The sequence below is a fragment of the Amycolatopsis sp. NPDC104863 genome (assembly GCF_055582965.1).
Genome location: NZ_JBVJOW010000004.1, coordinates 14,743 through 36,078 on the forward strand (window position 1 = coordinate 14,743; position 21,336 = coordinate 36,078).

Consider the following 21,336-nt stretch of genomic DNA (forward strand, 5'->3'; position numbering starts at 1 on the left):
TGTCGTAGTGCCCGGCACATCGTGACCGCGTGAAGCGTTGTTACGGCGGTGATCGATGTCATGCCGGGACGAAGCAGTCGTAACCGGATGCGGCTTGCGCTCACGCGGGAATGCCCACGACGCTCGGCACGTCGAAGTCTTGTGCGGGGCAACGAAAGGAAAGCTCATGGCACCGGTCCGGGTCGGCATCGTCGGGCTCAGCGCGAACGGCGGCTGGGCCGCGACCGCGCACGTGCCCGCGCTGGCCGCGGTGGAGGGCTACGAACTCCGCGCGCTGAGCGCGAGCAGCGCCGAGTCGGCGCGCGTGGCCGGGGAGAAGTACGGCGTGCCGCTGACCTTCGGCGACGCCGGGGAGCTGGCCCGGCACCCGGAGGTCGACCTGGTGGTCGTCGCGGTGCGGGTGTCCGAGCACCGGGCGCTGATCGAGCCCGCGCTGGCCGCGGGCAAGCAGGTGCTCAGCGAGTGGCCGCTCGGCGTGAGCCTCGCCGAGAGCCAGGCGCTGGCCGAAGCCGCGAAGAGCGGGCAGACGGCGGTCGGGCTGCAGGGGCGGTCCGCGCCGGCGTTGCGCTACCTGCGTGACCTCATCAAGGACGGCTACGTCGGCCGCGTGCTTTCGACGTCGCTGATCGCCTCCGGCGGGAACTGGGGGCCGTCGGTCCGGGCCGGGCGGGACTACCAGCTGCACCCCGAAGGCGGGGCGACGATGCTGACCATCCCGTTCGCGCACACCGCCGACGCGCTCCACATGGTGCTCGGCGGCTTCACCGAGCTGTCCGCGACCATGGCGACCGTCCGGACGCGGGTGCGCGACGAGGTCACCGGCGAGCCGGTGCCGATGACCGCGCCGGACCAGATCGGCGTCACCGGGGTGCTGGCCGGCGGTGCGGTCGCGTCGCTGCACCTGCGTGGCGGGACGTCGCCCGCGACCGACTTCCTCTGGGAGATCAACGGCACCGAGGGCATGCTGGTCGTCAACGCCGCGGATCCGCTGTTCTGGATCGCGAAGCTGACCTTGCGCGGCAGCCGCACCGGCACGCTGGAGCGGCTCTCCGTGCCGACGCGCTACGAGCTGCCGCAGCTGGCCGGGCGCAGCGCCGAGCCGTCGTACAACGTCGCGCACGCCTACGCGCGCCACCTCAAGGGCGACCTGCCGGACTTCGCGCACGCCGTGCGCGTGCACCGGGTGCTGGACGCCGTCCAGCGGTCGGCCGACACCGGGACGCGGGTTCACCCGGACGCAGAGTAACTGTTACCGGCGGTAGTAGATTTTCGCCCACGCCCGACTTACTCTCGGGTAATGGACGACGTTGTCTACGACCGCGCGGGCCGGGGCGAGCCGCTGGTGCTGATCCACGGCATCGGCCATCGCCGGCAGGCCTGGGCGCCGGTGGTTCCGCTGCTCACGCCGCATCGTGACGTCATCACCGTCGACCTGCCCGGCTTCGGCGAGTCACCCGAGCCGGCCGGCGGGTACGGCGTCGAGCCCGCGCTGGTGATGTTCAAGGAGCTCTTCACCGAGCTGGGCCTGGACCGCCCGCACGTCGCGGGGAACTCGCTCGGCGGCCTCCTGTCGCTGGCACTCGGCCAGGCCGGGCTCGTCCGCAGCGTCACGGCGTTGTCGCCGGCCGGGCTGTGGAACCGGACGCAGAAGATGTACGCGATCGCCACGCTCAAGGCCCACCGCGCGCTCGCCCAGCGCACACCGCCGCACGTCGTGCGCCGCATTGCCGCGACGGCGGCCGGGCGCAAGGCGCTGACCGGCATGATCGTCGGGAAGCCGGCACTGCTGACGCCGGACGCCGTGGTCGAGGACGCCCACGCGCTCGCGACCGCGCCGGGGTTCGAGCCGACCGCCGCGCAGTCCCGCGGGGACTTCCGCTTCACCGGTCCGGTCACCGGCGTCCCGGTGACGATCGCCTGGGCCGAGCACGACCGGATCCTCGCCCGGCCGCGCGTCGCCGACCTGCGGAACGTCGCTCCGAACGGGACGTTCCGGCTGCTTCCCGGCTGCGGGCACGTGCCGATGAACGACGATCCGGCGCTGGTCTCGCGGGTGCTGCTCGAAGGCAGCCAGTAGGTGACATTCGCTTTACGTCCGTCTTTTGACCCTGGTAGCTGACTGCTTCGCGAGGCAGAATCCTCCGCCGTGCGCCCGTTTGGGGACCTTGGGCGCGAATCGGAGGAAACACGCATGAGGCTTTCCACCCGGCTCGTGGTGCTCGCCGCGGCCGCGCTGGCGACGACCGCGGTCACCACCGCGCCCGCGTCCGCGGGTCAGCGCCCGGACCCCACCACCGACGTCCGGATCATCGGGTTCAACGACCTGCACGGCAACCTGGCGCCCCCGACCGGCTCCAGCGGCCGCGTCACGCAGTCCGACGGGACCACTGTGGACGCCGGTGGTGCCGCTTACCTGGCCACGCACGTGAAGCAGCTGCGGGCGCAGGTGCGCAACTCGTTCGTCGTGTCCGCCGGCGACAACATCGGCGCGTCGCCGCTGACCTCGGCGCTGTTCCACGACGAGCCGACCATCGACTTCCTGAACATGCTGGGCGTCAGCTCGTCCGTCGTCGGGAACCACGAGTTCGACGAGGGCTACAAGGAACTGCAGCGCATGCAGTTCGGCGGCTGCCACCCGACGGACGGTTGCCAGTTCGACAAGACGTTCAAGGGTGCGAACTTCCCGTTCCTCGGGTCCAATGTGTACTTCACCAACGGGCTGCCCGCGCTGTTGCCGTTCACCGTCAAGTTCGAAGGTGGCGTGCCGATCGGGGTCATCGGCGCGACGCTGAAGGACCTGCCGTCGGTCGTCACGCCGGAGGCGATCAAGGGCCTGAAGTTCGGCGACGAGGTCGAGGCGATCAACCGCACCGCGAACCTGCTCGACTTCTTCGGCGTCAAGGCCCAGGTCGTGCTCATGCACCAGGGCGACAGCACCGAGCTCGAGGGCCCGAACGACTGCCGGGTCCTGCCGGGCCCGGCCACCGCGATCGCGAAGGCCGTGACCCCGAAGGTCGACGCGATCTTCACCGGCCACAGCCACCAGCAGTACAACTGCGTGATCAACGACCCGGCCGGCCAGCCGCGCCCGGTCATCCAGGGCGCGTCGTTCGGCCGCCTGCTGTCCGTCGTGGACCTGAAGATCAACCTGAAGACGCGCGACGTCATCCGGTCGGCGACGCAGGCCCACAACGAGATCGTCACGCGCACGGTCACCCCGGACCCGGCCGTGGCGGCGCTGGTCGCCGACGCGACGGCGAAGTCGGGCCCGATCGCGAACAAGCAGGTCGGCACGATCACCCAGGACCTGAAGGCGGCGGGGAACGCGGCCGGTGAGTCGACGCTCGGCGACGTCATCGCCGACGCGCAGCTCGCGGGCACGACGTCGAACAACGCCGTCATCGCGATGACCAACCCGGGCGGCATCCGCGCCGACCTGACGTACGCGTCGTCCCCGGCGGGCGAAGGCGACGGCGTGGTGACCTACGGCGAAGCGTTCACCGTCCAGCCGTTCTCGAACATCATGCAGACGATCACGCTGACCGGCGCGAACCTCAAGAACGTGCTGGAGCAGCAGTGGGCGCCGGGCGTGAACCCGAAGTTCCTGCAGATCTCGAGCTCGCTGCACTACAGCTACTCGGCGTCCGCGGCGCAGGGTTCGCGGGTCTCGAACATCACGGTGAACGGCACGCCGGTCGACCCGGCGGCGACGTTCCGCGTGTCGGTGAACAACTTCCTCGCCGCCGGCGGGGACGGCTTCACCGAGTTCACCAAGGGCACCAACCTGGCCGGCGGACCGGTGGACCTGGACGCGCTGACCGCGTACCTGGGCGCCCACCCGAACCTGGCCCCGCCCGCGGCCGACCGGATCACGCAGTTGCCGTGATCCGGTTTTTCCAAGACGCCGTGGTGACAATGGAGCCATGACGACTTGGGAAGACGTCGTGCGCCTGGCCTCGGAACTGCCCGAGGTCGAGGCGTCGACCTGGTACCGCACGCCCGCCCTGAAGGTGGCGGGCAAGGGGTTCGCGCGGCTGCGCACCGAGGCCGAGGGCGGCCTGGTCGTGATGTGCGGGCAAGACGAGAAGGCCGCGTTGCTGGATTCCGGCGACGCGGCCTTCTTCACGACCCCGCACTACGACGGGTACGGCTCGATCATCGTCGACCTCGATCGGGTGGACGTCGATCAGCTGCGCGAGCTGCTCGAAGAGGCGTGGCGGCTGAAGGCGCCTCGCCGGCTTCTCACGTGAGCTCGCCCTTGAGCATGCTCATCAGGATCATGTCGTGGCGCGTGCCGTCGTCGGCGACGAACGCTTCGCGGTGACGGCCGTCTTCGGAGAACCCGACCTTGCGGTAGACGTGCCGGGCGCGCTCGTTTTCGGCGACGACCCAGAGCGTGATCATGTGCAGCCGCATCGTGTTGAAGCCGTAGCGGCACATCAGGCGCAGCGCCTCGGTGCCGTACCCGCCGCCGCCCCGGTGGTCGCCGTCGCCGATGTAGATGTCCAGCTCGGCGTTGCCGACCTCGGGCTCGGCGTCGCGGAGGTCGACGATGCCGATGAGCATGCCGTCGGCAACCGTTTCGATGCCCAGGACGACCAGCTCGTAGGAGTTGACCGGGCGTTCCTCGGCGCGCTTGCGGTACTGCGCGAGCGACCGCGGGTAGCCGTTGTTCATCCACCGGCCGACCTCGGGGTCGTTCCCCCACAAGTGGATCTTGTCGGCGTCTTCCGGCTCCAGCGCGCGCAGCCGGACGAGCTCCCCCTCGAGCACTTCTCCCCCTAGTCCCGCTTCAGCAGCAGGAAGTCGTCGACGTTGAGCAGGCCGAGGAACTGCCGGACCGGGGTCGGCATGGCCTGCCGCGACTCATCATGCACGAGCCGCGGTGAGTGCACGCGGTAATTTTTCCGCTGGGTGACGATGGTGCAACTCTCCGCGGCCAGCACGTTCTTCACCCAGTCGGTGTCAGGTCCGTAGGTGAGCGCGACGACAAAGCCGTCGTCCGTGCGGAAGACGTTCAACGGCGTGCGGTACTCCTTGCCGGACTTGCGTCCTTTGTGGACCAGCAGGCCGAAGCCCGGCGCCCAGTTCACGACGTACTTGTTGATCCGGTTGGTCACCACGCGGTTGAAGCGGGCGAGTCCCTTGGGCAGCACCATGGACCCACGATATCAACAAGCGATGAATTAATCGATCGGGTGACCCCGGCTCCCGGCGCGCACCGCGCCGATGGTGGGATATGGCGCATGTCGACCGAATGGCCGCTGCGCCAGGACCCGGAAGCGCCGGTGATCATCGCCCTGGCCCTGGTCAACGATCCGGCCGCGCTGGGCTTCGTCGTGCTCGACGACGAGGACGACTGGTTCATCAGCGACGGCACCGAGCTGTCCGACGACGTGCTCGTCAACCGCGAAAGCTTCGGCAAGATGTCGGTGCGCGAGGCGTTCGAGCTGCTCCCGCAACTGGCGGCGCTGGCCGAGCTGCCGACGGGCATGGCCGCCGACTGGGACCCCGAGCGCCGCACGTGGCTGCTCTCCTCGGTGACGGGTTCCGACGACGAGGACGAGGACATCCGGCTGCTCTCGCAGCGCCGCGCGGCCTGGAAGTTCGAGGGCTCCCCGGACGACGAAGCCCAGATCAGCACCGGCCTGACGGAGATCCCGACCGGCTCGGGCGCCCCGCCCCGCGCGGTCCGCCAGGTCGTCCGCGAGCAGGACGGCACGTGGCTGTTCGTCGGCTTCGAGGTCCCGGAGGCGGAGGACTTCGAGGTCGAGGGTCTGGAGCTGGAGCACGTCGCGAACCTGTACCCGGACGTCCGGACCGTGCTGAAGGCCGCGCCGGGCCAGGTGTACGACCGCGAGACGCCGGACTCCGAGTGGGAGCTCGTCGAGGGTTAGAGCTCGATCGGCAGGTGGAAGAGCCCGCGCGTGATCGGGCTCGGCCACCAGGTGAGGTCGGGTTCGGGCACGGCGAGCCGGGCTGTCGGCAGCCGGCGGAGCACGGTTTCGAAGGCGATGTCGGCCTGCAGCCGGGCCAAGGCCGCGCCGATGCACAGGTGCGGACCGGCGCCGAACGCGAGGTGGCGCCGATCGGCCTGACGTCGTCCCGGCCGGAAGGCGTCGGGGTCTTCGAACGCCGCGGGATCGCGGTTGGCCGCCAGGACCGAGACGAGGATCGGATCGCCGGGCCGCATCGTCTGCCCGCCGATTTCGACGTCCTCGGTGGGAAACCGCCAGGTCGCGTTCTGCAGCGGCGCGTGCAGCCGGAGCGTCTCCTCGATGACGGCGGCGAGGTGGCCGGGGTCCCGGCGCGCTTTCGCGGCCTCGTCCGGGTGGGTCAGCAGCGCGAGGGCGCCGGTCGAGATGAGCCCGACGGTCGTTTCGTGGCCGCCGATGAGGATGAGGAAGGCCGTCGACGTCACCTCGTCGGAGGTGAGCGAGCCCGCGGTTTCCTGGGCGACGAGGTCGCTGATCAGGTCGGTGCCGGGGGTAGCGCGCTTGGCGTCGACGACCTCGGTGACCAGCCGTTCCAGCACGTCGGTGGCTTCGCAGACCTTGGAGCCGTCGGTGTCGTCGGCCGAGTCGATGACCAGCGACCACTCGTGGACGTCCTCGCGGTAGCGCTCGGGCACGCCGAGCAGGTCGCAGATGATCGCGATCGGCAGCGGGTAGGCGAGGTCGGTGACGAGGTCGCCGCGCCCGCGTTCCTCGATGGCGCCGACCAGCTCGTCGGTCACCTGCTGGGCGCGCTCGCGCAGGCTCTCCATCCGGCGCGGGCCGAACGCGCCGGCGCAGGCGCGGCGCAACCGGAGGTGGTCCGGCGGATCGGTGTTGATCATGTTGGAAGCGAGCGACGGCCGGTGGTCGAGCGGCAGGCCCATACCCGAGCGCTGCCACGCCTCGTTGCCGGCGAACGGGCTCTTGAACAGGGCGGGGTGGTTGAGCGCCAGCACAGCGTCCTCGTACCGTGTGACCAGCCAGGCCCACGTGCCGGTCGGGAAGTCGAGCCGATGCGGTGGCCGTTCGCGCAGCCACGCGTACGCGGGTGACGGGTCACGATCGAAGTCCGGACCGAACAGCGCGGGCTCTCCCATGCGTCCCACCCTGCCCGGCAAACTTTCCCCGCGACAAGTGTCCTGGCGCGACACCGCCCGTTCGTCCTTACAGTAAAAGCCGGCGATCGGCGCCGGTCAGGACCCGTGAGGAGCAGCAATGCCCAAGTACGCCGCGATCATCTACGCCTCCGACATCGACCCGACCAAGCCCGAGGCCGTGGACATGATGAAGGACTACGACGAGTTCGGCTCGGCCGCGCAGGCCGTGATCCGCGGCGGCGCGGCCCTCTACCCGACGGCGACCGCGACGACGGTCCGCGTCACCGGCGGCAAGGGCGGCGACGTCGTCACCAGCGACGGCCCGTACGCGGAGACGAAGGAAGCCCTGACCGGCTTCTACCTGCTGGAATGCGCCGACCTCGACGAAGCCGTCAAGGTCGCGTCGCAGATCCCGGGCGCCTGGGACGGCGCCATCGAGGTCCGGCCGGTCGTCGACTTCGGCCGGTGACACACGCCGGGGACGCGGTCGCGCGGCTGGTCCGGGACGAGGGCACCCGGGTACTGGCCACGCTGGTCCGCGTCACCGGCAGCGTCGACCTGGCCGAAGACGCGGTCCAGGACGCCGTCGTGCGCGCGTTGGAGACGTGGCCGCGCGACGGCGTCCCCGGCAACCCGCGCGGCTGGCTGCTGGTCGCGGCCCGCCGCCGCGCGCTCGACGTCGTCCGCCGCGAGGCGAAGCGCCTCGGGAAGGAGGCGGACGCGATGCCGGCGTTCGACCCGCGCCCGGACCCGGTCTCGGTCCGCGACGACTTGTTGCGGCTCGTCTTCACGTGCTGTCACCCGGCGTTGTCGCTGGACGCCCAGGTGGCGTTGGCGCTCCGGACGTTGGGCGGCCTGTCGACGGCGGAAGTGGCCCGGGCCCTGCTGGTCCCGGAAGCGACGATGGCGAAGCGCCTGACGCGCGCGAAGCAGAAGATCGCGCAGGCCCGGATCCCGTACCGCGTGCCCTCGGCGGAGGAACTACCCGCGCGGCTGGCCGGCGTCGCGTCGACGGTGTACCTGATCTTCAACGAGGGTTACACGGGCCGCGTTTCCCTGCTGGCGGAGGCAGTCCGCCTGGCCCGGCTGCTGGCGTCGCTGATGCCGGACGAGCCGACGGCGCTGGGGTTGCTGGCGCTGGTGCTGCTGCAGGACGCCCGCCGCGCGGCCCGGTTCTCGTCGGGGGCGCCGGTGCTGCTGGCCGACCAGGACCGTTCGGCGTGGGACTTCGAGCTGATCAAGGAAGGTGTGGCGCTGGTGGGCGTCGGCCTGCGGAGGACGCCGTCGATCCCGAACCCGTACGTGGTCCAGGCGGCGATCGCGGCGTGCCACGACTTGGCCCCCTCGTACCCGGAGACGAACTGGGACGCGGTGATCTCCTGGTACGACGTGTTGTTGTCGATCCAGGACACCTCGGTGGTCCGCCTGAACCGCGCGGCGGCGGTGGCGGAGAGGGATGGGCCCGCGGTGGGGTTGGCTTTGGTGGATGCCTTGCCGGGGCTGGAGGACTACCCGTGGTGGCACGCGTCGCGGGCGGAGTTGTTGCACCGCTTGGGTTCCGCTGAGGCTGTCGACGCGTTGGCACGTGCGGTGGAAACCGGGTTGCCGGAGGCCCACGCGGACCACCTGCGTCGCCGATTGGGTCCACTTTAGACGTCCACAAGGGACTCGACGAGGATCCGGCGAGCGCCGTCCAGTAGCCGGGTCACGGTGTACCGGCCGGTCGTTCCGGCGTCGGGTGGCGCGCCGGTCCAGGCCACGACGGCCCAGACGTCGTCGAACCGCACGAAGCGCCACGGGTTGTTCCCGCGCGACGGGCTCGCCGTCGCGGTCACGGTGGTGCCGACCGGGTACCGGGCCCGGATTCCGGCCCACCGTTCGTCATCGAAAGCGCGGGTGGCCCGTGGGTTGAGCCACCGCTCCTCGAGAGGCCAGAGCCGCACCTGGTAACGGTCCTGGAGACGCAGGTGGAGCTGACCGATGACCTCGAACCGGGAGACACTCCCGACCGGCGGCCGGTTCTCGGCCTCGCGCAGGTGTTCGCTGTCGACGAAGCCCAGCACTCCAGGGCCGATGTCGACGAACAGCCCGAAGGGCCGGACGCTGCGAACGCGCCCGGAAACGTCGTCGCCGATCGGGAACCGCCGAACGACTTCGCCGACGCCGGCCCGCTCCGCCATGAAGTCCACTATGGCAGCGAAACGACCGCGGTCGAGCGCAAAGAAAAGCCCAGGTCCACAGTAGACACCGTGTGACCTGGGCTTTTCTATGAGAGCGGATGACGGGAATCGAACCCGCGTATTCAGCTTGGGAAGCTGATGTTCTACCATTGAACTACATCCGCAGTGCGCCGCAAGCATACACGGCGGCGTGATCCCCTTGTCCAGGACCCTCCCTCCTTGACGTCGGCGCGTCAAGTGACAACACTTGTTGTCGACCTCGGAGGTGAGTGCCATGGACGAGCCCGAGCTGTTCCGGCAAGGCGGGTTCCGGCTGGCCCAGCGGCTGTTCATCGACGGGGACATCCGGGGTGACGAGCGGCAGGTCGCCCGGCTCCGGGAGTTCGCCCAGGTCGAGGACCGGCTCGCCGACGACGTTGTCGCCTGGATGGCGCAGCAGCCCAAAGGGCAGGGGCGGACACTTTTCGAAGACGCGCTGAAGGGTGGCGCTCCCGCGGAAGGGCCGCTCAAGGCCTTCTTCGACGAGGTCAACGCCAAGCCCTACTGGGTCGACGACGAGCGGATCGAGCGGGGCGCCAAAGCGATCACCCGGGCCGGGTTGCTCGGGCTCTTTCCGCTCGGGGACATGTCGCTCATGGGCGGCTACCTCGCCTCGCGCGCGACAAAATCCCTGGTCGGGACCGGTGAGATCGAGTACAAGGCCACGCGCCGCCTCGTCGAGACCGCTGCCTGGTGGATCGACGTCACCACCCCCGGCGCCCTCAAGCACGGCGCGCAGGGGTACGCCTCCGCGCTGCGGATCCGGCTTGTGCACGCCCACGTGCGCGCCGCCATGAACCGGCGGGACGACTGGGACTACGCCTCCTGGGACAAGCCCGTCAACCAGGTGCAGACCGCCGGCACGCTTCTGCTCTTCTCGCTCGTCTACGTCTTCGGCACGCAGCTGCTCGGCCTCCGCTACTCCGCGCGCGAACGCGGCGACATCCTGCACCTCTGGCGCTACATCGGCTGGCTCATGGGCGTCGACGACGAGCTGCTGCCCACCTCCGAAGAGGACGCTTGGCGGCTGCTCTGGCTGCTCGCCGCCACCGAGTTCATCCCGGACGACGACTCGAAGCGGCTCGCCAAGGCGCTGATCGAGGCCAACGCCGCCGTCGGCGAAGGGCGCGGCGCCGTCGGGAAGGTGCTTTCCCACGTTTCCGTCGCCGTGCACTCGTCGATCAGCCGGCTGGTGCTCGGGAAGACCAACGCGGACTTCCTCGGGCTGCCGAACGATCCCGTCGCGCAGGCCGCGATCGTCGCCGTCGCCGGGGTGAACTTCGCCGCCGAGACCGTGCGGCGGTTCATTCCCGGGGCCACCGCGCTGCAGGAACGGATCGGTGAGGCCGGGCGCCGCGGGTACGTGAAGCGGCTCGAGAAGCTCTTCGCGCCCGACACCACCTACGCGCAGCACATGCGGGCCGCCTGAACCCACCGGATAGGCTTCGCGGCGTGCTGCTCAGTGACCGTGACCTCCGCAAAGAGCTCGAAGCCGGCCGGCTCGGCATCGACCCCTTCGACGCCGGCATGGTCCAGCCGTCCAGTGTCGACGTCCGGCTTGACCGGTACTTCCGCGTCTTCAACAACAGCAAGTACACCCACATCGACCCGCAGCTGCAGCAGGACGACCTGACGTCACTGGTCGAGAAGGAGGGCGACGAGCCCTTCGTGCTGCACCCGGGTGAGTTCGTCCTCGGCTCGACGTTCGAGCTCGTCACCCTGGCCGACGACCTCGCCGGCCGCCTCGAAGGCAAGTCCTCGCTCGGGCGCCTCGGGCTGCTCACGCACTCGACCGCCGGGTTCATCGACCCCGGCTTCTCCGGGCACATCACCCTGGAACTGTCGAACGTCGCGAACCTGCCGATCACGCTCTGGCCGGGCATGAAGATCGGCCAGCTGTGCATCTTCCGCCTGTCGAGCGCGGCCGAGTTCCCGTACGGCTCGAGTGAGGCCGGGTCCCGCTACCAGGGGCAGCGCGGCCCGACCCCGAGCCGGGCGTACAAGAACTTCCACCGCGTCGACACCTGGCGCTAGGCCGCGATCTTCTCGTCCCAGTCGATCCGGTGCTGCCACATGAAGGCGTTCGGGTCCTCGTCGAACGGCTTCGAGAACGCCCGCTTGATGAAGAAGTCGCGGACGACGCGCCCGACCGGGCCGATTACCTTGTCGTCGCCGTTGCGCTTCCCCGCCGCGACAACGGCCTCGACGCGCTCGCGCCGCAGACCCTCGTACGTGCTCAGCGCGCGCTCGATGTCCGGCACGTCCCGCAGGCATTTGCCCAGCGTGACGGCGTCTTCGATGGCCATCGACGCACCCTGGCCGGCCGCCGGTGACGTCGCATGCGCCGCGTCGCCGATGATCACCATGCGGCCGCGGTGCCAGACCGGGACCGTCGGGAAGTCGAACGTCGGCCACGCCGGGTAGACCTCGCGGGTCGCGCGGATGATCTCCGCCGCCGGCGTCCGGTCGCGCGCCACCAGGTGCAGCAGCTCCGCGCGCAGCTTCTCGCCGGCGAGCATGGCCAGTTCGGACGCCGTCGGTTCGGTCTTGCGGGCCGGGTTCGCGAACCACCAGACGCGGCCGTCCATCGGGCTGACGACGTGGCAGAAGAACACACGCTTGCCGAAGACCATGTTCAGCACGCCCGGCTCGTCCGGCAGGGACAGGCCTTCGGCGAAGCCGCCGGTGTTGAGCAGCGGCACGTACCGCGGCGACGGCGCGTCCGGGTCGATGATCGTGCGGACCCGCGAACGGAGGCCGTCGGCACCGATCAGCAGGTCGCCGTCGGCGTGTGAGCCGTCCGAGAAGTCGGCTCTGACCTGCGAAGACGTCTGGCTCGCGCCGATCAGGCGTTTGCCGTACTCGGCGTGGATCCCGCGTCGCGCGGCCTCGTCGCGGAGGGCGACGTAGAGGTCGGAGCGCAGCACGGTCTGGCTCACGGTGCCGTCCGGCAGTGCGCCGCCGAGCGGGAACTCGGCCAGCCGGGTGCCGTTGCCGAGGCCGATCGACATGCGTGGTGAGTCGAAGCCGGTGCTCTTGACGACGTCCTTCAGGCCGAGCGGCAGCAGCGCGTCCAGGCCGTTGACCGCCAGCGTGAGGAACGCGCCGACCCCCTCGGCCCCGCGGTCGTACGCCTCGAACAGCACCGGCTCGTGCCCGGCTTCGTGCAGCGCGATGGCCGTGATCGTGCCCGCGATGCCGCCCCCGATGATCAGCGCCTTGGTCATCTCGTTCATCCCATCGAAACTCTTAGAAACTAATTCGTTCTGTCGAACTAAAGAGTGGGCTAGGCTGGGCGCTGTGTCAAGTGAGCGAGCGCACCTGGTCGAAGAAGTCCTGCTCAGGTCCCGTGAGCTGTCGACGGAGACGGTCATGTTCCACACCGCGATCTCCGAGACGCGGGGCCTGTCGGCGGTCGACAGCAAGGTGCTGGACTACCTCGCGCGGTTCGGGCCGCAGACGCCGAAGGAGCTGACGCGGCTGTCCGGCCTGGCGCCGGCGTCGGTGACGGCGATGATCGACCGGCTGGAGCGCAAGGGCATCGTCAACCGCCGTCCGCACCCGGACGACCGCCGCCGGGTCCTGATCGCGCTGGACGAACAGGCCATCGCGAGCGGCATCCACCTGTGGGACCACCTCGTCAAGCGCATGTACGAGCTCTGCGACCGCTACAGCGACGACGAGCTCCGCACGGTGATCGGGTTCGTCGAGACGGCCACGGCCATCACCCACGAGTCGACGGCGAGGCTGACCGGCTCCACGGACGGGTGAAGGTAGAGGCGCCCGGCCCGCTCTCGTGCCAGGCTCCGGAAGGTCGTCTCGGCCCCGGAGGTGGCAAGGAGTGCTGTTGCCCGCAAGACCGCTTCGCCTGGTTCTCGTGCTGGCACTGGTCTTCTTGGCCTCGGCCCTCGTGCCGTCGGCGGGAGCGGCCGTCGATCCGCCGTTCAAGGTGGGCTACGACGGCGTCGTCTACGGAGACTTCCTGTACGCGGGCAACGGCGTCCTGCGCTGCCCCGTCGCGGCCGACGGCGCGCCGGCGGGCGCCGCGGTGGCCACGCCGGCCGCGTGCGCGAACACCGCGGACCGCAAGGACACCCTGGCCAACGACGACTTCTTCATGCAGTGGGCGGACGTCGACACGGACGCGGCGACGTTCGACTCGGCCAGCGCGTCGGTGCGCATCCCGCCCGGTGCCAAGATCGTTTTCGCCCGGCTGAACTGGGCGGGCAACACCACCGGGAAGACGTGCGGCTCGCGCGAGGGCGCGCCCGCGGTGCTGCCGCCGGGGACACCCGCCACGCAGAACGTCCGGCTTTCGGTCGGCAGCGCGAACCCCGTCGACGTCGCGCCGACGGGGTTCGCCGAAGAGCCGGGGCAGTACTACTCGGCGCACGCCGACGTGACCGGCCAGTTCGCCGCCGCGCCGACCGGGGCGGCGCTCGCCGTGACGGTCGGCAATGTCTGGGCCCCCAAGGGTTTCGACTGCGCGGGCGGCTGGTCGCTCGCGCTCGTCTACGCCTACCCGGAGCGCAACGCCGACTTCGCGCCCAACAAGCGCAAGGTGGTCGTCTACGACGGGCACGTCCAGCCCACCGACGTCCCCACCGAAACGACGGTCACCGGCTTCCGCGCCGCGGCCGCCGACGCGCACATCGGCGTCACCGCGTACGACGGCGACTGGGGCGGCTCCGGCGACCAGTTCCTCGTCGACGGTGTCCCGGCCGCCGAGCCGGCGACCGGCGGGACGTCGAACTTCTTCGTCTCGAACGCCGACAACGCCGCGGCGCCGGGCGTGAAGAACAACTTCAGCGTGGACGCGAAGGCGTTCAACGTCGACACCATCCCCGCCGGCGCGACGAGCGCGAAGCTCGGCTTCGTGACCAGTGGTGACACGTATCTCGCGCAGAACCTCGCGTTCTCTGTGCCGGTGCCCGAGCTCCAGATCGCGTTGCACACGAAGCAGCCGAAGGCGCACGCCGGCGACCCGGTGACCTTCGCCGTCACCGTGGCGAACCCCGCGGGCGTCCCGGCGTCCGACGTGCGGGTGGCCGACGACGCCGTCCCGGGGTGCGCGAAGCCGCTCGGGACGCTCGCCCCGGGCCAGACGGTCGACTACACCTGCACCGGCCCCGCGCCCGCCGACGACTTCACGAACACCGCGAAGGTCACCGGCACGAGCGGACCCGGCGAGCCGCTCGACGGCGTCGCGTCGGCGCACGTCGACGTCATCCACCCGGCGCTCGGCCTCACGAAGACGGCCGACAAGCCCGCCTACCGCGCGGGCGACACCGCGACGTTCACGATCAAGGCCACGAACACCGGCGACACCGGTCTCGGCGGCCTCCAGGTGACCGACACGAAGACGCCGTCGTGCGCGCAGCCGTTGGCCGGATCGCTTGCGCCCGGCGAAAGCCGCAGGCTGACGTGTACGGCGCGCGCCCCGATCGCCGATGGCGTCAACACCGCCGGTGTCGCGGGCACCGACGAGCTCGGCAAGCAGGTGAGCGCGACCGCGGACGCGCCGGCGCCGACGATCGCCCCCGCGGTCGAGGTCACCAAGACCGCGGCGCCGCCGGTGGTCCACGCGGGTGACGCCGTCACGTTCACCGTCGCGGTGAAGAACACCGGCGACAGCCCGCTCGCGCCGGTCAAGGTCACCGACGACACGACAACGTCGTGCTCGCGCACGTTCGACGGCCTGGCCGCGGGCGCGACGCATACGTACACGTGCACGGCGAACCCGTCGTCGACAACGACGTCCCGCGTGACCGCGACCGGCACCGACCTGGCCGGCCGGCCCGTGAGCGCGAGCGCGTCGGCGACCGTCACGGTGATCACCCCGGCGCTGACGCTCACGAAGGACGCCACGCCCGGCGTCGTGCGCGCCGGCGACCTGATCACGTTCACGATCACGGTCGCCAACGCCGGTGACGCGCCGCTGACGGAGGTCGCGGTCACGGACGACCACACGCCGGCGTGCGCCAAGACGCTCGGCGCGCTGCCGCCGCGGGGCAGGCAGACGTACACCTGCACCATGCCCGCCCCGGCCGACGACTTCACCAACACCGCGGTGGCCTCGGGCCAGGACCAGCTCGGCCGGACGGTGAAGGTGACCGACGACGCCGTGGTCGACGTGATCCACCCGGGGGTGGCGCTCGCCGCGCAGGCTTCGCCCGCGCAGGTCCGCGAAGGCGACACGGTGACCTGGACGATCACCGCGACCAACACGGGCGACGTGCCGCTGACCGGGGTGGCGGTCGCGGATGGCGTCGCTGGGTGCGCGAAGCCGCTGGGTGCGTTGGCGCCGCAGGCGACGCAGGCGTACACGTGCACGACTGTCGCGGGCGCGGCCGGGCTGACGAACCGTCCGGCGGTGACCGGGACGGATCCGACCGACCGGCCGGTGACGGCGACCGCGGAGGCTGCGTTCGTGGTGCAGCACCCGGCGGTGGCGATCACGGCCACGGTGACGGGCGGCCCGTTCCGCGAGGGCGACGTGGTGCCGCTGCGGATTGCGGTGCGCAATGCCGGTGATGTGCCGTTGGCGGGGCTGCGGGTCGCGGACGTGGCTCCGGTGGCGGGGTCGCGGGCCGGCGGTGGGCAGGCTGCGCGGGTCGCTGATGGGCCGGTCGCCGACGGGTCGGCGGTGGGCGCGCCGGCCGACGGCACGGTTGCTCCCGGTGCGGGCACTCCTGGAACCGGCGGGCGGGCCGCGGGCAGGCCAGCCGCTGTTGGGTCGGCGGTGCGCGGGCCTGCCGATGGCGGGGAGGTTCCCGGTGCGGGAACCTCGGGCACTCCGGCCACCGGTGGGCAGGCCGCGAGCACGCCAGCCACCAACGGGTCGGCACTTTCCGCACCGGCCCTCAGCGTCCTGACCCCAGGCGCAGGAGGCTCAAACCCACGAGCCACCGGTCCGCAGGCACGGGCCACCGGCTGCGCCCAGCTCCTCGACGGCTCCCTCGAGCCCGGCGCCACCAAGGACTTCGCCTGCAGCTTCACCGCTCCCGCCGACGACGTGACCGCCGCCGTGCAAGTCACCGCCACTCCGCCCGTCGGACCCGTGGTAGCCGCCACTGGGACTGCCGGCATCGACGTCATCCATCCCGCCATCACGATCGGCAGGACGGTTAACCCCGCGATGGTGCGCGAGGGCGACACCGTCACCTCGACGATCACCGTCACCAACACCGGCGACAGCCCGCTCCGCGACGTCTCCGTTGCCGACCAAGGCGCACCGGCATGCGCCAAAGCTCTCGGCACCTTCGAACCGCAAGCAAAGCAGACCTACACCTGCACCCAGACCGCCGGCGGAGCCGACTTCGTCGCCGCCGCGCGGGTCACCGGCACTGATGCCACGAACCGGACGGTGACCAACGCTGCACAGGTACCCGTGGACGTCATCCACCCGGCAATCGCCGTCACGGACGACGCCGCGCCCGCTCAGGTTCGGGTGGGTGACACCGTCACCTTCAGCCTCGTCGTCACCAACACCGGGGACGTCCCACTGACCGATGTGTCCCTTGTGGACAGCCGCACTCCGGCGTGCGCTCTGACCATCGGCACCCTCCCTCCCGGCGCCCTCCAGCGCCACTCCTGCACGGTAAACGCGGGCACCGACAATTTCGTGAGCTCGGCCACCGCAACCGGCACCGATCCGACAAAACGCCAGGTCAGCGCGACCGACGACGCCGCCTTCACCGTCCAGCACCCGAGCCTCGGGATCACCAAGGACGCGAAGCCCGGCACAGTCCGTGAAGGCGACGAAGTCACCTTCACGATCACTGTCACCAACACCGGTGACGTCCCCCTGACCGCCGTCAAAATCGCCGACGAGCCCGCCTGCGCCAAGACCTTCGACAAACTCGAAGTCCGGGAATCCCAGAAGTACGACTGCAAGACCACAGCCCCGAAGGACGACGTCACCAGCACCGCCGAAGCAACAGCGGAAGCGCCGATCGGACCACCGGTCACCGCGAAAGGTGACGCGAAAATCGACGTCATCCACCCGAATGTAGAAATAACGAAGGACGCGAAGCCCGCCACAGTCCGCGTAGGCGACGAAGTCACCTTCACCATCACCGTCACGAACAGCGGCGACGTCCCCTTGACCGCCGTCCAGGTCACCGACGAGCCCGCCTGCGCGAAGAGCTTCGACAAACTCGAAACCCGCCAAGCGCAGACCTACACCTGCACCCGCAAAGCGCCGGACGACGATTTCTCGACCGCCGCCGAAGTGACCGGAATGGATCCGACCGGTCGCTCAGTGCAATCGACCGTCGTCACCAAAATCGACGTTGTCCACCCCGAGATCGCGGTCATGAAGGACGCGACTCCCTTCGAAGTCCGCCCGGGCGAAACCGTCACCTTCAGCGTTCTGGTCAAGAACACCGGCGACGTGCCGCTCACCGCCGTGTCCGTCGTGGACGACCACACGCCCTCCTGTGGGCGCGCCACGCCCGAGCTGGCCGCGGACGGGGAAATCGCCTACACCTGCACGATGATCGCCGGTCAGGAAGGCTTCACGAGCAGGGCGACCGTCACCGGGCAAGATCCGACCGGGCGCCCCGTGAGCGCCTCCGGCGAGGCGACCTTCAAAGTCCGGAGCGGCTGAACGGAGTAACGCTGGAGCGTCCGATTGCCGCGGGTTCCGTGTCCGTCGGCGAACGGCGGGCCGAAGAATGTGACCAGTGCGTTCGTAGGGTTCTCGCTGTAATCGTTCCGTGATACGTTCTCGCGCCGTGTCCCCCATTGGTGAACGTGCTCGCGTGGTGATGGTGTCACTCAGTGTGCTGCTCGGCGTTTTCTCCGCCGCGACAGGCACCTGGATGGCCACCGCCGAAGGAAACACCGCTGAGCTCGGCGCCGCGGCCCTGGTGCTCCCCGACGCGCCCGGCGCCTCCGGTGGCGGCAGCGGCACCGACCTCGCCGGTGGCCAGGCCTCCACGACGAAGCAGCCTTCGGCCGAAACGCCGGCGCCGTCGTCCAGCGCGACGCCGACGCCGACCCCGACCGAGACCTCCGCGCCCCCGCCGACGACCTCCGAAGCCGCGCCGCCGCCGAGCACCAAGGCCGCCGCGCGGGTTGCCTCTTCGGTCGCCGAGCAGGTGATCAACCTCGTCAACGACGAGCGCGCCCAGGCCGGCTGCAAGGCGCTGGCCGAAGAGTCACACCTGACGAAGGCCGCGCAGGACTACAGCGACGACATGTCGGCGCGCAACTTCTTCTCCCACACCAACCCCGAGGGCGTCACCTTCGACCAGCGCATCAAGAACGCCGGCAACCCGAAGCCGGGCGCGGAGAACATCGCGAAGGGCCAGACGTCCGCGGCGCAGGTCATGGACTCCTGGATGAACTCCGAGGGCCACCGCGCGAACATCCTGAACTGCTCGCTCACGAAGATCGGCGTCGGCTTCACCAAGGCGGGCAACTACTGGGTGCAGGACTTCGGGTACTGAGGCGCCTAAGCCGGGTTGTTCCACCGCTCCGCGATGTCGCCGTACCGAGCCAGCACGGTCGCCCGCAGGTCGGGATCCGACCGCGGCACCGGCTCGATGAACACCTCGGTGACGTCGTTGAACTTCCGGGTCAGCTCGGCCGCGATCCGGACGCAGGCGCGTTCGACGTCGGCGGCGCCGAGCGAGTCGTCGAAGTCGACGCGCGTGCAGACCAGGACCTGGTCGGTGCCCATCAGCATCGTCTGCAGGTCGACGACGGCCTCGATCTCCGGCGCGGACGAGAGGTGGTCACGGACGCCGCGGACGATCTCCGGGTTGGCCTGGCGGCCGATGAGCAGGCCGCGGTTGGTCCGCCCGAGCAGGTAGGCGACGAAGGCGAGCAGCACGCCGATGATGATCGACGCGAGGCCGTCCCAGACCTCCGAGCCGGTGAGCTGGTGCAGGCCGATGCCGGCGAACGCGACGATGAGGCCGATCAGCGCCGCGGAGTCCTCGAAGAGCACGGTCTTCGGTGTCGGGTCGTCGATCAGGCGGAGATACGCCCAGAATGACCGGTTTTCCGCCTTCGACTCCCGCACGGTCTGGCGCACCGCCTGCACCCACGACGTGCCTTCGAGCAGGAACGCCACGGCCAGCACGATGTAGCTGAGGATCGACGTGCTCTGCGCCTCACCGTGCCCGAACAGCGTCGAAACGCCCTCGTAGAGCGCGAACATCGAACCCGACGCGAAGATCGACACCGCGGCGAGCAGCGACCAGAAGTACCGCTCCTTGCCGTACCCGAAGGGGTGCACGCGGTCGGCCGGGCGGTCGGAGCGCTTCAACGCCGTCAGCAGCAGGACCTCGGTGAAGGTGTCCGCCACGGAGTGGGCCGCTTCCGACAGCATCGCGCCCGAGCCGGTGATGATGCCCGCGATCAGCTTCATGATCGCGATCGCCAGGTTCACCCCGCCGGCGAGCAGGACGGTCAGCGTGCTTTCGCCACCGGGCTTTTCGGGTTCCTCGCTCACGGTGGTGAGCGTAATGGTCAGAGGCGGCGCAGGCCGTGCAGCACGCGCTCCATGAGCGCCACGGCCGGGCGGCCGTCGGTGTTCACGCGCGTGTCGTGGATCGTCACCAGGCCCTGGTCGGCCATGTCGTCGAGCAGCACCCGGGCGACGCCGAGCGGGACGCTCAGCCGCGCGGCGACCTCGGCGACCGAGCGCGGGTGGTGGCAGATCGAGCGGACCGAGCGGAACTCACCGGTCAGCCGGGCGCCGTTCCAGTGGGCGCCGGCCCGCGTCGACACCATGGCTTCGATCGCCAGGTGGCGCCGCGACTGCGTGCGGCCGCGCGTCAGCACGTAGGGACGCACGAGTGTCCGCTGGCTGGGAACGTGATCGAGGGCTGGGGTGCCGCGAAGGGCGTGCCGGCCGGTGGCGGGGCGGGAATCTTCCCCGGTCCGCAGGTCCTCGCCCATCCTCGCTGCCCCCTGATTCCGTGATCGCCGAATTTGCCTCGCTGGCAGCGTTGGCGGCGAGGAAAGGCCAGGATACGCCCGTTGTCCAGTCTTCAGGCCACTGTTTGTCCTTTGCCTGATAGGCCATTTCAGTGAATATCGCGGACATTGTGGCAGTAATCGATTGCCGCTACGAATTCCCAGCTAGTGGACGCCTTGATCGACTGGTGACAACCAGTAGTGCCACGGCTACGAGAATGAGGACCGACTGCTCGACAATGGCGATCGTGCCGTAGGGAATGGTCGTTTTCATGCCCAGCCAGCAATAGGTCACCACAGCTCCCGCGGCCAGCGGAAACGCGGGCGGGCGCAGCCGCAGGACCACGACGGCGGTGATCGCTTCGAGCGCCAAGAGCAGTCCGACGAGCAGCCACGGGTCGACGTCCAGGCCGCGCAGGATCTGGAACGCGCTGCTCGCGCCGGCGCCCAGGGCGAGCGCGACCCAGGGGTTCCCCGGCGTCGACGTCCAGACCGGAGAGCGGAACCGGAACGCCGCGACGACCAGCGCGGCGACGACCACGGCGGCCCCGGCGAGCTGCGCGACGGGTGCGACGAAGGGCGCGAAGGAGTAGGTGATGGCGAAGGTGGCGACGGCGCCGACGACCAGCGACACGCTCCAGAGGCTCAGGCCGACCTTCTTCAGCCAAGGTTCACGGCCGAAGAGCGCCTCGGCGACCGCGATCGGCGCGCCGATGCTCCACACGACGTGCAGGGTCAGCACGTAGACCGTCCACGGCGCGCCGATGCCGAGCCAGGCGATGTGCCCGGGCGTCAGCAGGTCCAGGCCGAGGTAGTGCGGGTTGAACAGCGTCTGCGTCAGCAGGCCTTCTTCGAAGACGCCGAACGCGAGGGCGAGCGTGAGGATCGTGGGCCAGCCGCGGCCCCGGCGCCGGGCGGCTTCGCGGATCAGCAGCGCCGCCGCGCCGTAGAAGGCGACGTAGAGGGCGAACATGCCGAGCTGCTGCCCCAGCTCGGGCGGACCGGCGAGGTACTGGTCGGCGAGCAGGAACTCGGCCGTGAACGGGGCGAAGATCGCCAGGGTGAGGGCCGCGGACTTTCGCATTCCCCCAT

At 70.2% G+C, this 21,336-nt stretch carries 20 protein-coding genes and 1 tRNA gene; 12 read left to right on the forward strand and 9 right to left on the reverse strand.

The window, feature by feature from the left end; all coding sequences use genetic code 11:
* Window positions 1–166 precede the first annotated feature (166 nt).
* The 4 genes from ACZ63J_RS21440 (at window position 167) to ACZ63J_RS21455 (ending at window position 4,250) form a co-directional block, all read left to right on the forward strand.
* Complete coding sequence (locus tag ACZ63J_RS21440) at window positions 167–1,246, forward strand: Gfo/Idh/MocA family protein (RefSeq protein ID WP_465406592.1); 1,080 nt, start codon at window positions 167–169, stop codon at window positions 1,244–1,246.
* 51 nt (window positions 1,247–1,297) lie between these two features.
* Complete coding sequence (locus tag ACZ63J_RS21445; protein ID WP_465406590.1) at window positions 1,298–2,077, forward strand: alpha/beta fold hydrolase; 780 nt, start codon at window positions 1,298–1,300, stop codon at window positions 2,075–2,077.
* Between the two features lie 114 nt (window positions 2,078–2,191).
* Window positions 2,192–3,886: a bifunctional metallophosphatase/5'-nucleotidase gene (locus ACZ63J_RS21450; protein ID WP_465406588.1), complete on the forward strand. Its 1,695-nt coding sequence runs from the start codon at window positions 2,192–2,194 to the stop codon at window positions 3,884–3,886.
* A gap of 37 nt (window positions 3,887–3,923) precedes the next feature.
* Complete coding sequence (locus ACZ63J_RS21455) at window positions 3,924–4,250, forward strand: MmcQ/YjbR family DNA-binding protein (RefSeq protein WP_465333487.1); 327 nt, start codon at window positions 3,924–3,926, stop codon at window positions 4,248–4,250.
* Here ACZ63J_RS21455 and ACZ63J_RS21460 read toward each other — a convergent pair.
* Together ACZ63J_RS21460 and ACZ63J_RS21465 are read right to left on the reverse strand one after the other, a co-directional pair.
* Window positions 4,243–4,773: a GNAT family N-acetyltransferase gene (locus tag ACZ63J_RS21460; protein WP_465406586.1), complete on the reverse strand. Its 531-nt coding sequence runs from the start codon at window positions 4,771–4,773 to the stop codon at window positions 4,243–4,245. The genes ACZ63J_RS21455 and ACZ63J_RS21460 overlap by 8 nt on opposite strands.
* An 8-nt stretch (window positions 4,774–4,781) precedes the next feature.
* Window positions 4,782–5,159 (reverse strand): nitroreductase family deazaflavin-dependent oxidoreductase, encoded by a 378-nt coding sequence (locus tag ACZ63J_RS21465; protein ID WP_465406585.1) that lies wholly within the window; start codon window positions 5,157–5,159, stop codon window positions 4,782–4,784.
* An 87-nt stretch (window positions 5,160–5,246) separates the two neighbouring features.
* On the opposite strand from ACZ63J_RS21465, the gene ACZ63J_RS21470 reads away from it, so the two are divergent.
* Window positions 5,247–5,897, forward strand: a complete 651-nt coding sequence (locus ACZ63J_RS21470; RefSeq protein WP_465406583.1) for a hypothetical protein — start codon at window positions 5,247–5,249, stop codon at window positions 5,895–5,897.
* On the opposite strand, the gene ACZ63J_RS21475 is transcribed toward ACZ63J_RS21470, so the two are convergent.
* A complete protein-coding gene (locus tag ACZ63J_RS21475) occupies window positions 5,894–7,093 on the reverse strand; it encodes a cytochrome P450 family protein (RefSeq protein WP_465406581.1) in 1,200 nt (399 codons plus the stop codon). The genes ACZ63J_RS21470 and ACZ63J_RS21475 overlap by 4 nt on opposite strands.
* Before the next feature lie 118 nt (window positions 7,094–7,211).
* Here ACZ63J_RS21475 and ACZ63J_RS21480 point away from each other — a divergent pair, with 118 nt between their 5' ends.
* Both ACZ63J_RS21480 and ACZ63J_RS21485 read left to right on the forward strand, forming a co-directional pair.
* Window positions 7,212–7,562 carry a YciI family protein gene (locus ACZ63J_RS21480; RefSeq protein WP_465406579.1) on the forward strand — a complete coding sequence of 117 codons (351 nt, stop codon included), beginning with the start codon at window positions 7,212–7,214 and terminating at the stop codon, window positions 7,560–7,562.
* Complete coding sequence (locus tag ACZ63J_RS21485; RefSeq protein ID WP_465406577.1) at window positions 7,559–8,746, forward strand: RNA polymerase sigma factor; 1,188 nt, start codon at window positions 7,559–7,561, stop codon at window positions 8,744–8,746. The genes ACZ63J_RS21480 and ACZ63J_RS21485 overlap by 4 nt, the downstream gene beginning before the upstream one ends.
* Here ACZ63J_RS21485 and ACZ63J_RS21490 read toward each other — a convergent pair.
* Window positions 8,743–9,273: a S1 RNA-binding domain-containing protein gene (locus ACZ63J_RS21490; protein ID WP_465406576.1), complete on the reverse strand. Its 531-nt coding sequence runs from the start codon at window positions 9,271–9,273 to the stop codon at window positions 8,743–8,745. The genes ACZ63J_RS21485 and ACZ63J_RS21490 overlap by 4 nt on opposite strands.
* A gap of 93 nt (window positions 9,274–9,366) precedes the next feature.
* Window positions 9,367–9,437: transfer RNA gene (locus tag ACZ63J_RS21495), tRNA-Gly, on the reverse strand.
* A gap of 110 nt (window positions 9,438–9,547) precedes the next feature.
* Here ACZ63J_RS21495 and ACZ63J_RS21500 point away from each other — a divergent pair.
* Together ACZ63J_RS21500 and dcd are read left to right on the forward strand one after the other, a co-directional pair.
* Window positions 9,548–10,741: an oxygenase MpaB family protein gene (locus tag ACZ63J_RS21500; RefSeq protein WP_465406574.1), complete on the forward strand. Its 1,194-nt coding sequence runs from the start codon at window positions 9,548–9,550 to the stop codon at window positions 10,739–10,741.
* A gap of 23 nt (window positions 10,742–10,764) precedes the next feature.
* Window positions 10,765–11,346: a dCTP deaminase gene (gene dcd, locus ACZ63J_RS21505; protein ID WP_285477534.1), complete on the forward strand. Its 582-nt coding sequence runs from the start codon at window positions 10,765–10,767 to the stop codon at window positions 11,344–11,346.
* Here the strand turns inward: dcd and ACZ63J_RS21510 are convergent.
* Entirely contained in the window at window positions 11,343–12,539 is a 1,197-nt protein-coding gene (locus ACZ63J_RS21510; protein WP_465406618.1) for an FAD-dependent oxidoreductase, read from the reverse strand. The two genes, dcd and ACZ63J_RS21510, sit on opposite strands and share 4 nt — an antisense overlap.
* A 73-nt stretch (window positions 12,540–12,612) precedes the next feature.
* Between ACZ63J_RS21510 and ACZ63J_RS21515 the strand changes: the two genes are divergently transcribed.
* From ACZ63J_RS21515 to ACZ63J_RS21525, 3 genes are all read left to right on the forward strand, one after another.
* Window positions 12,613–13,083, forward strand: coding sequence for a MarR family transcriptional regulator (locus tag ACZ63J_RS21515; RefSeq protein ID WP_465306844.1), 471 nt, complete (start codon window positions 12,613–12,615; stop codon window positions 13,081–13,083).
* A gap of 106 nt (window positions 13,084–13,189) precedes the next feature.
* Window positions 13,190–17,923: a DUF7507 domain-containing protein gene (locus tag ACZ63J_RS21520; RefSeq protein ID WP_465406616.1), complete on the forward strand. Its 4,734-nt coding sequence runs from the start codon at window positions 13,190–13,192 to the stop codon at window positions 17,921–17,923.
* A gap of 154 nt (window positions 17,924–18,077) precedes the next feature.
* Entirely contained in the window at window positions 18,078–18,767 is a 690-nt protein-coding gene (locus ACZ63J_RS21525; RefSeq protein ID WP_465333501.1) for a CAP domain-containing protein, read from the forward strand.
* A gap of 5 nt (window positions 18,768–18,772) precedes the next feature.
* Here ACZ63J_RS21525 and ACZ63J_RS21530 read toward each other — a convergent pair whose 3' ends face one another.
* The 3 genes from ACZ63J_RS21530 to ACZ63J_RS21540 all read right to left on the reverse strand — a co-directional run bounded on the left by ACZ63J_RS21530 (window position 18,773) and on the right by ACZ63J_RS21540 (window position 21,328).
* Window positions 18,773–19,777 (reverse strand): cation diffusion facilitator family transporter, encoded by a 1,005-nt coding sequence (locus ACZ63J_RS21530; protein ID WP_465406571.1) that lies wholly within the window; start codon window positions 19,775–19,777, stop codon window positions 18,773–18,775.
* Between the two features lie 17 nt (window positions 19,778–19,794).
* A complete protein-coding gene (locus ACZ63J_RS21535; protein WP_465306851.1) occupies window positions 19,795–20,121 on the reverse strand; it encodes a DUF742 domain-containing protein in 327 nt (108 codons plus the stop codon).
* A 274-nt stretch (window positions 20,122–20,395) separates the two neighbouring features.
* A complete protein-coding gene (locus ACZ63J_RS21540; RefSeq protein ID WP_465406569.1) occupies window positions 20,396–21,328 on the reverse strand; it encodes a hypothetical protein in 933 nt (310 codons plus the stop codon).
* Window positions 21,329–21,336: the final 8 nt, after the last annotated feature.

Coding starts and splice junctions, on each gene's coding strand:
- ACZ63J_RS21440 (WP_465406592.1), top strand. CDS start 167: ATGGCACCGGTCCGGGTCGGCATCGTCGGGCTCAGCGCGAACGGCGGC.
- ACZ63J_RS21445 (WP_465406590.1), top strand. CDS start 1,298: ATGGACGACGTTGTCTACGACCGCGCGGGCCGGGGCGAGCCGCTGGTG.
- ACZ63J_RS21450 (WP_465406588.1), top strand. CDS start 2,192: ATGAGGCTTTCCACCCGGCTCGTGGTGCTCGCCGCGGCCGCGCTGGCG.
- ACZ63J_RS21455 (WP_465333487.1), top strand. CDS start 3,924: ATGACGACTTGGGAAGACGTCGTGCGCCTGGCCTCGGAACTGCCCGAG.
- ACZ63J_RS21465 (WP_465406585.1), bottom strand. CDS start 5,159: ATGGTGCTGCCCAAGGGACTCGCCCGCTTCAACCGCGTGGTGACCAAC.
- ACZ63J_RS21470 (WP_465406583.1), top strand. CDS start 5,247: ATGTCGACCGAATGGCCGCTGCGCCAGGACCCGGAAGCGCCGGTGATC.
- ACZ63J_RS21475 (WP_465406581.1), bottom strand. CDS start 7,093: ATGGGAGAGCCCGCGCTGTTCGGTCCGGACTTCGATCGTGACCCGTCA.
- ACZ63J_RS21480 (WP_465406579.1), top strand. CDS start 7,212: ATGCCCAAGTACGCCGCGATCATCTACGCCTCCGACATCGACCCGACC.
- ACZ63J_RS21490 (WP_465406576.1), bottom strand. CDS start 9,273: ATGGCGGAGCGGGCCGGCGTCGGCGAAGTCGTTCGGCGGTTCCCGATC.
- ACZ63J_RS21500 (WP_465406574.1), top strand. CDS start 9,548: ATGGACGAGCCCGAGCTGTTCCGGCAAGGCGGGTTCCGGCTGGCCCAG.
- ACZ63J_RS21510 (WP_465406618.1), bottom strand. CDS start 12,539: ATGACCAAGGCGCTGATCATCGGGGGCGGCATCGCGGGCACGATCACG.
- ACZ63J_RS21540 (WP_465406569.1), bottom strand. CDS start 21,328: ATGCGAAAGTCCGCGGCCCTCACCCTGGCGATCTTCGCCCCGTTCACG.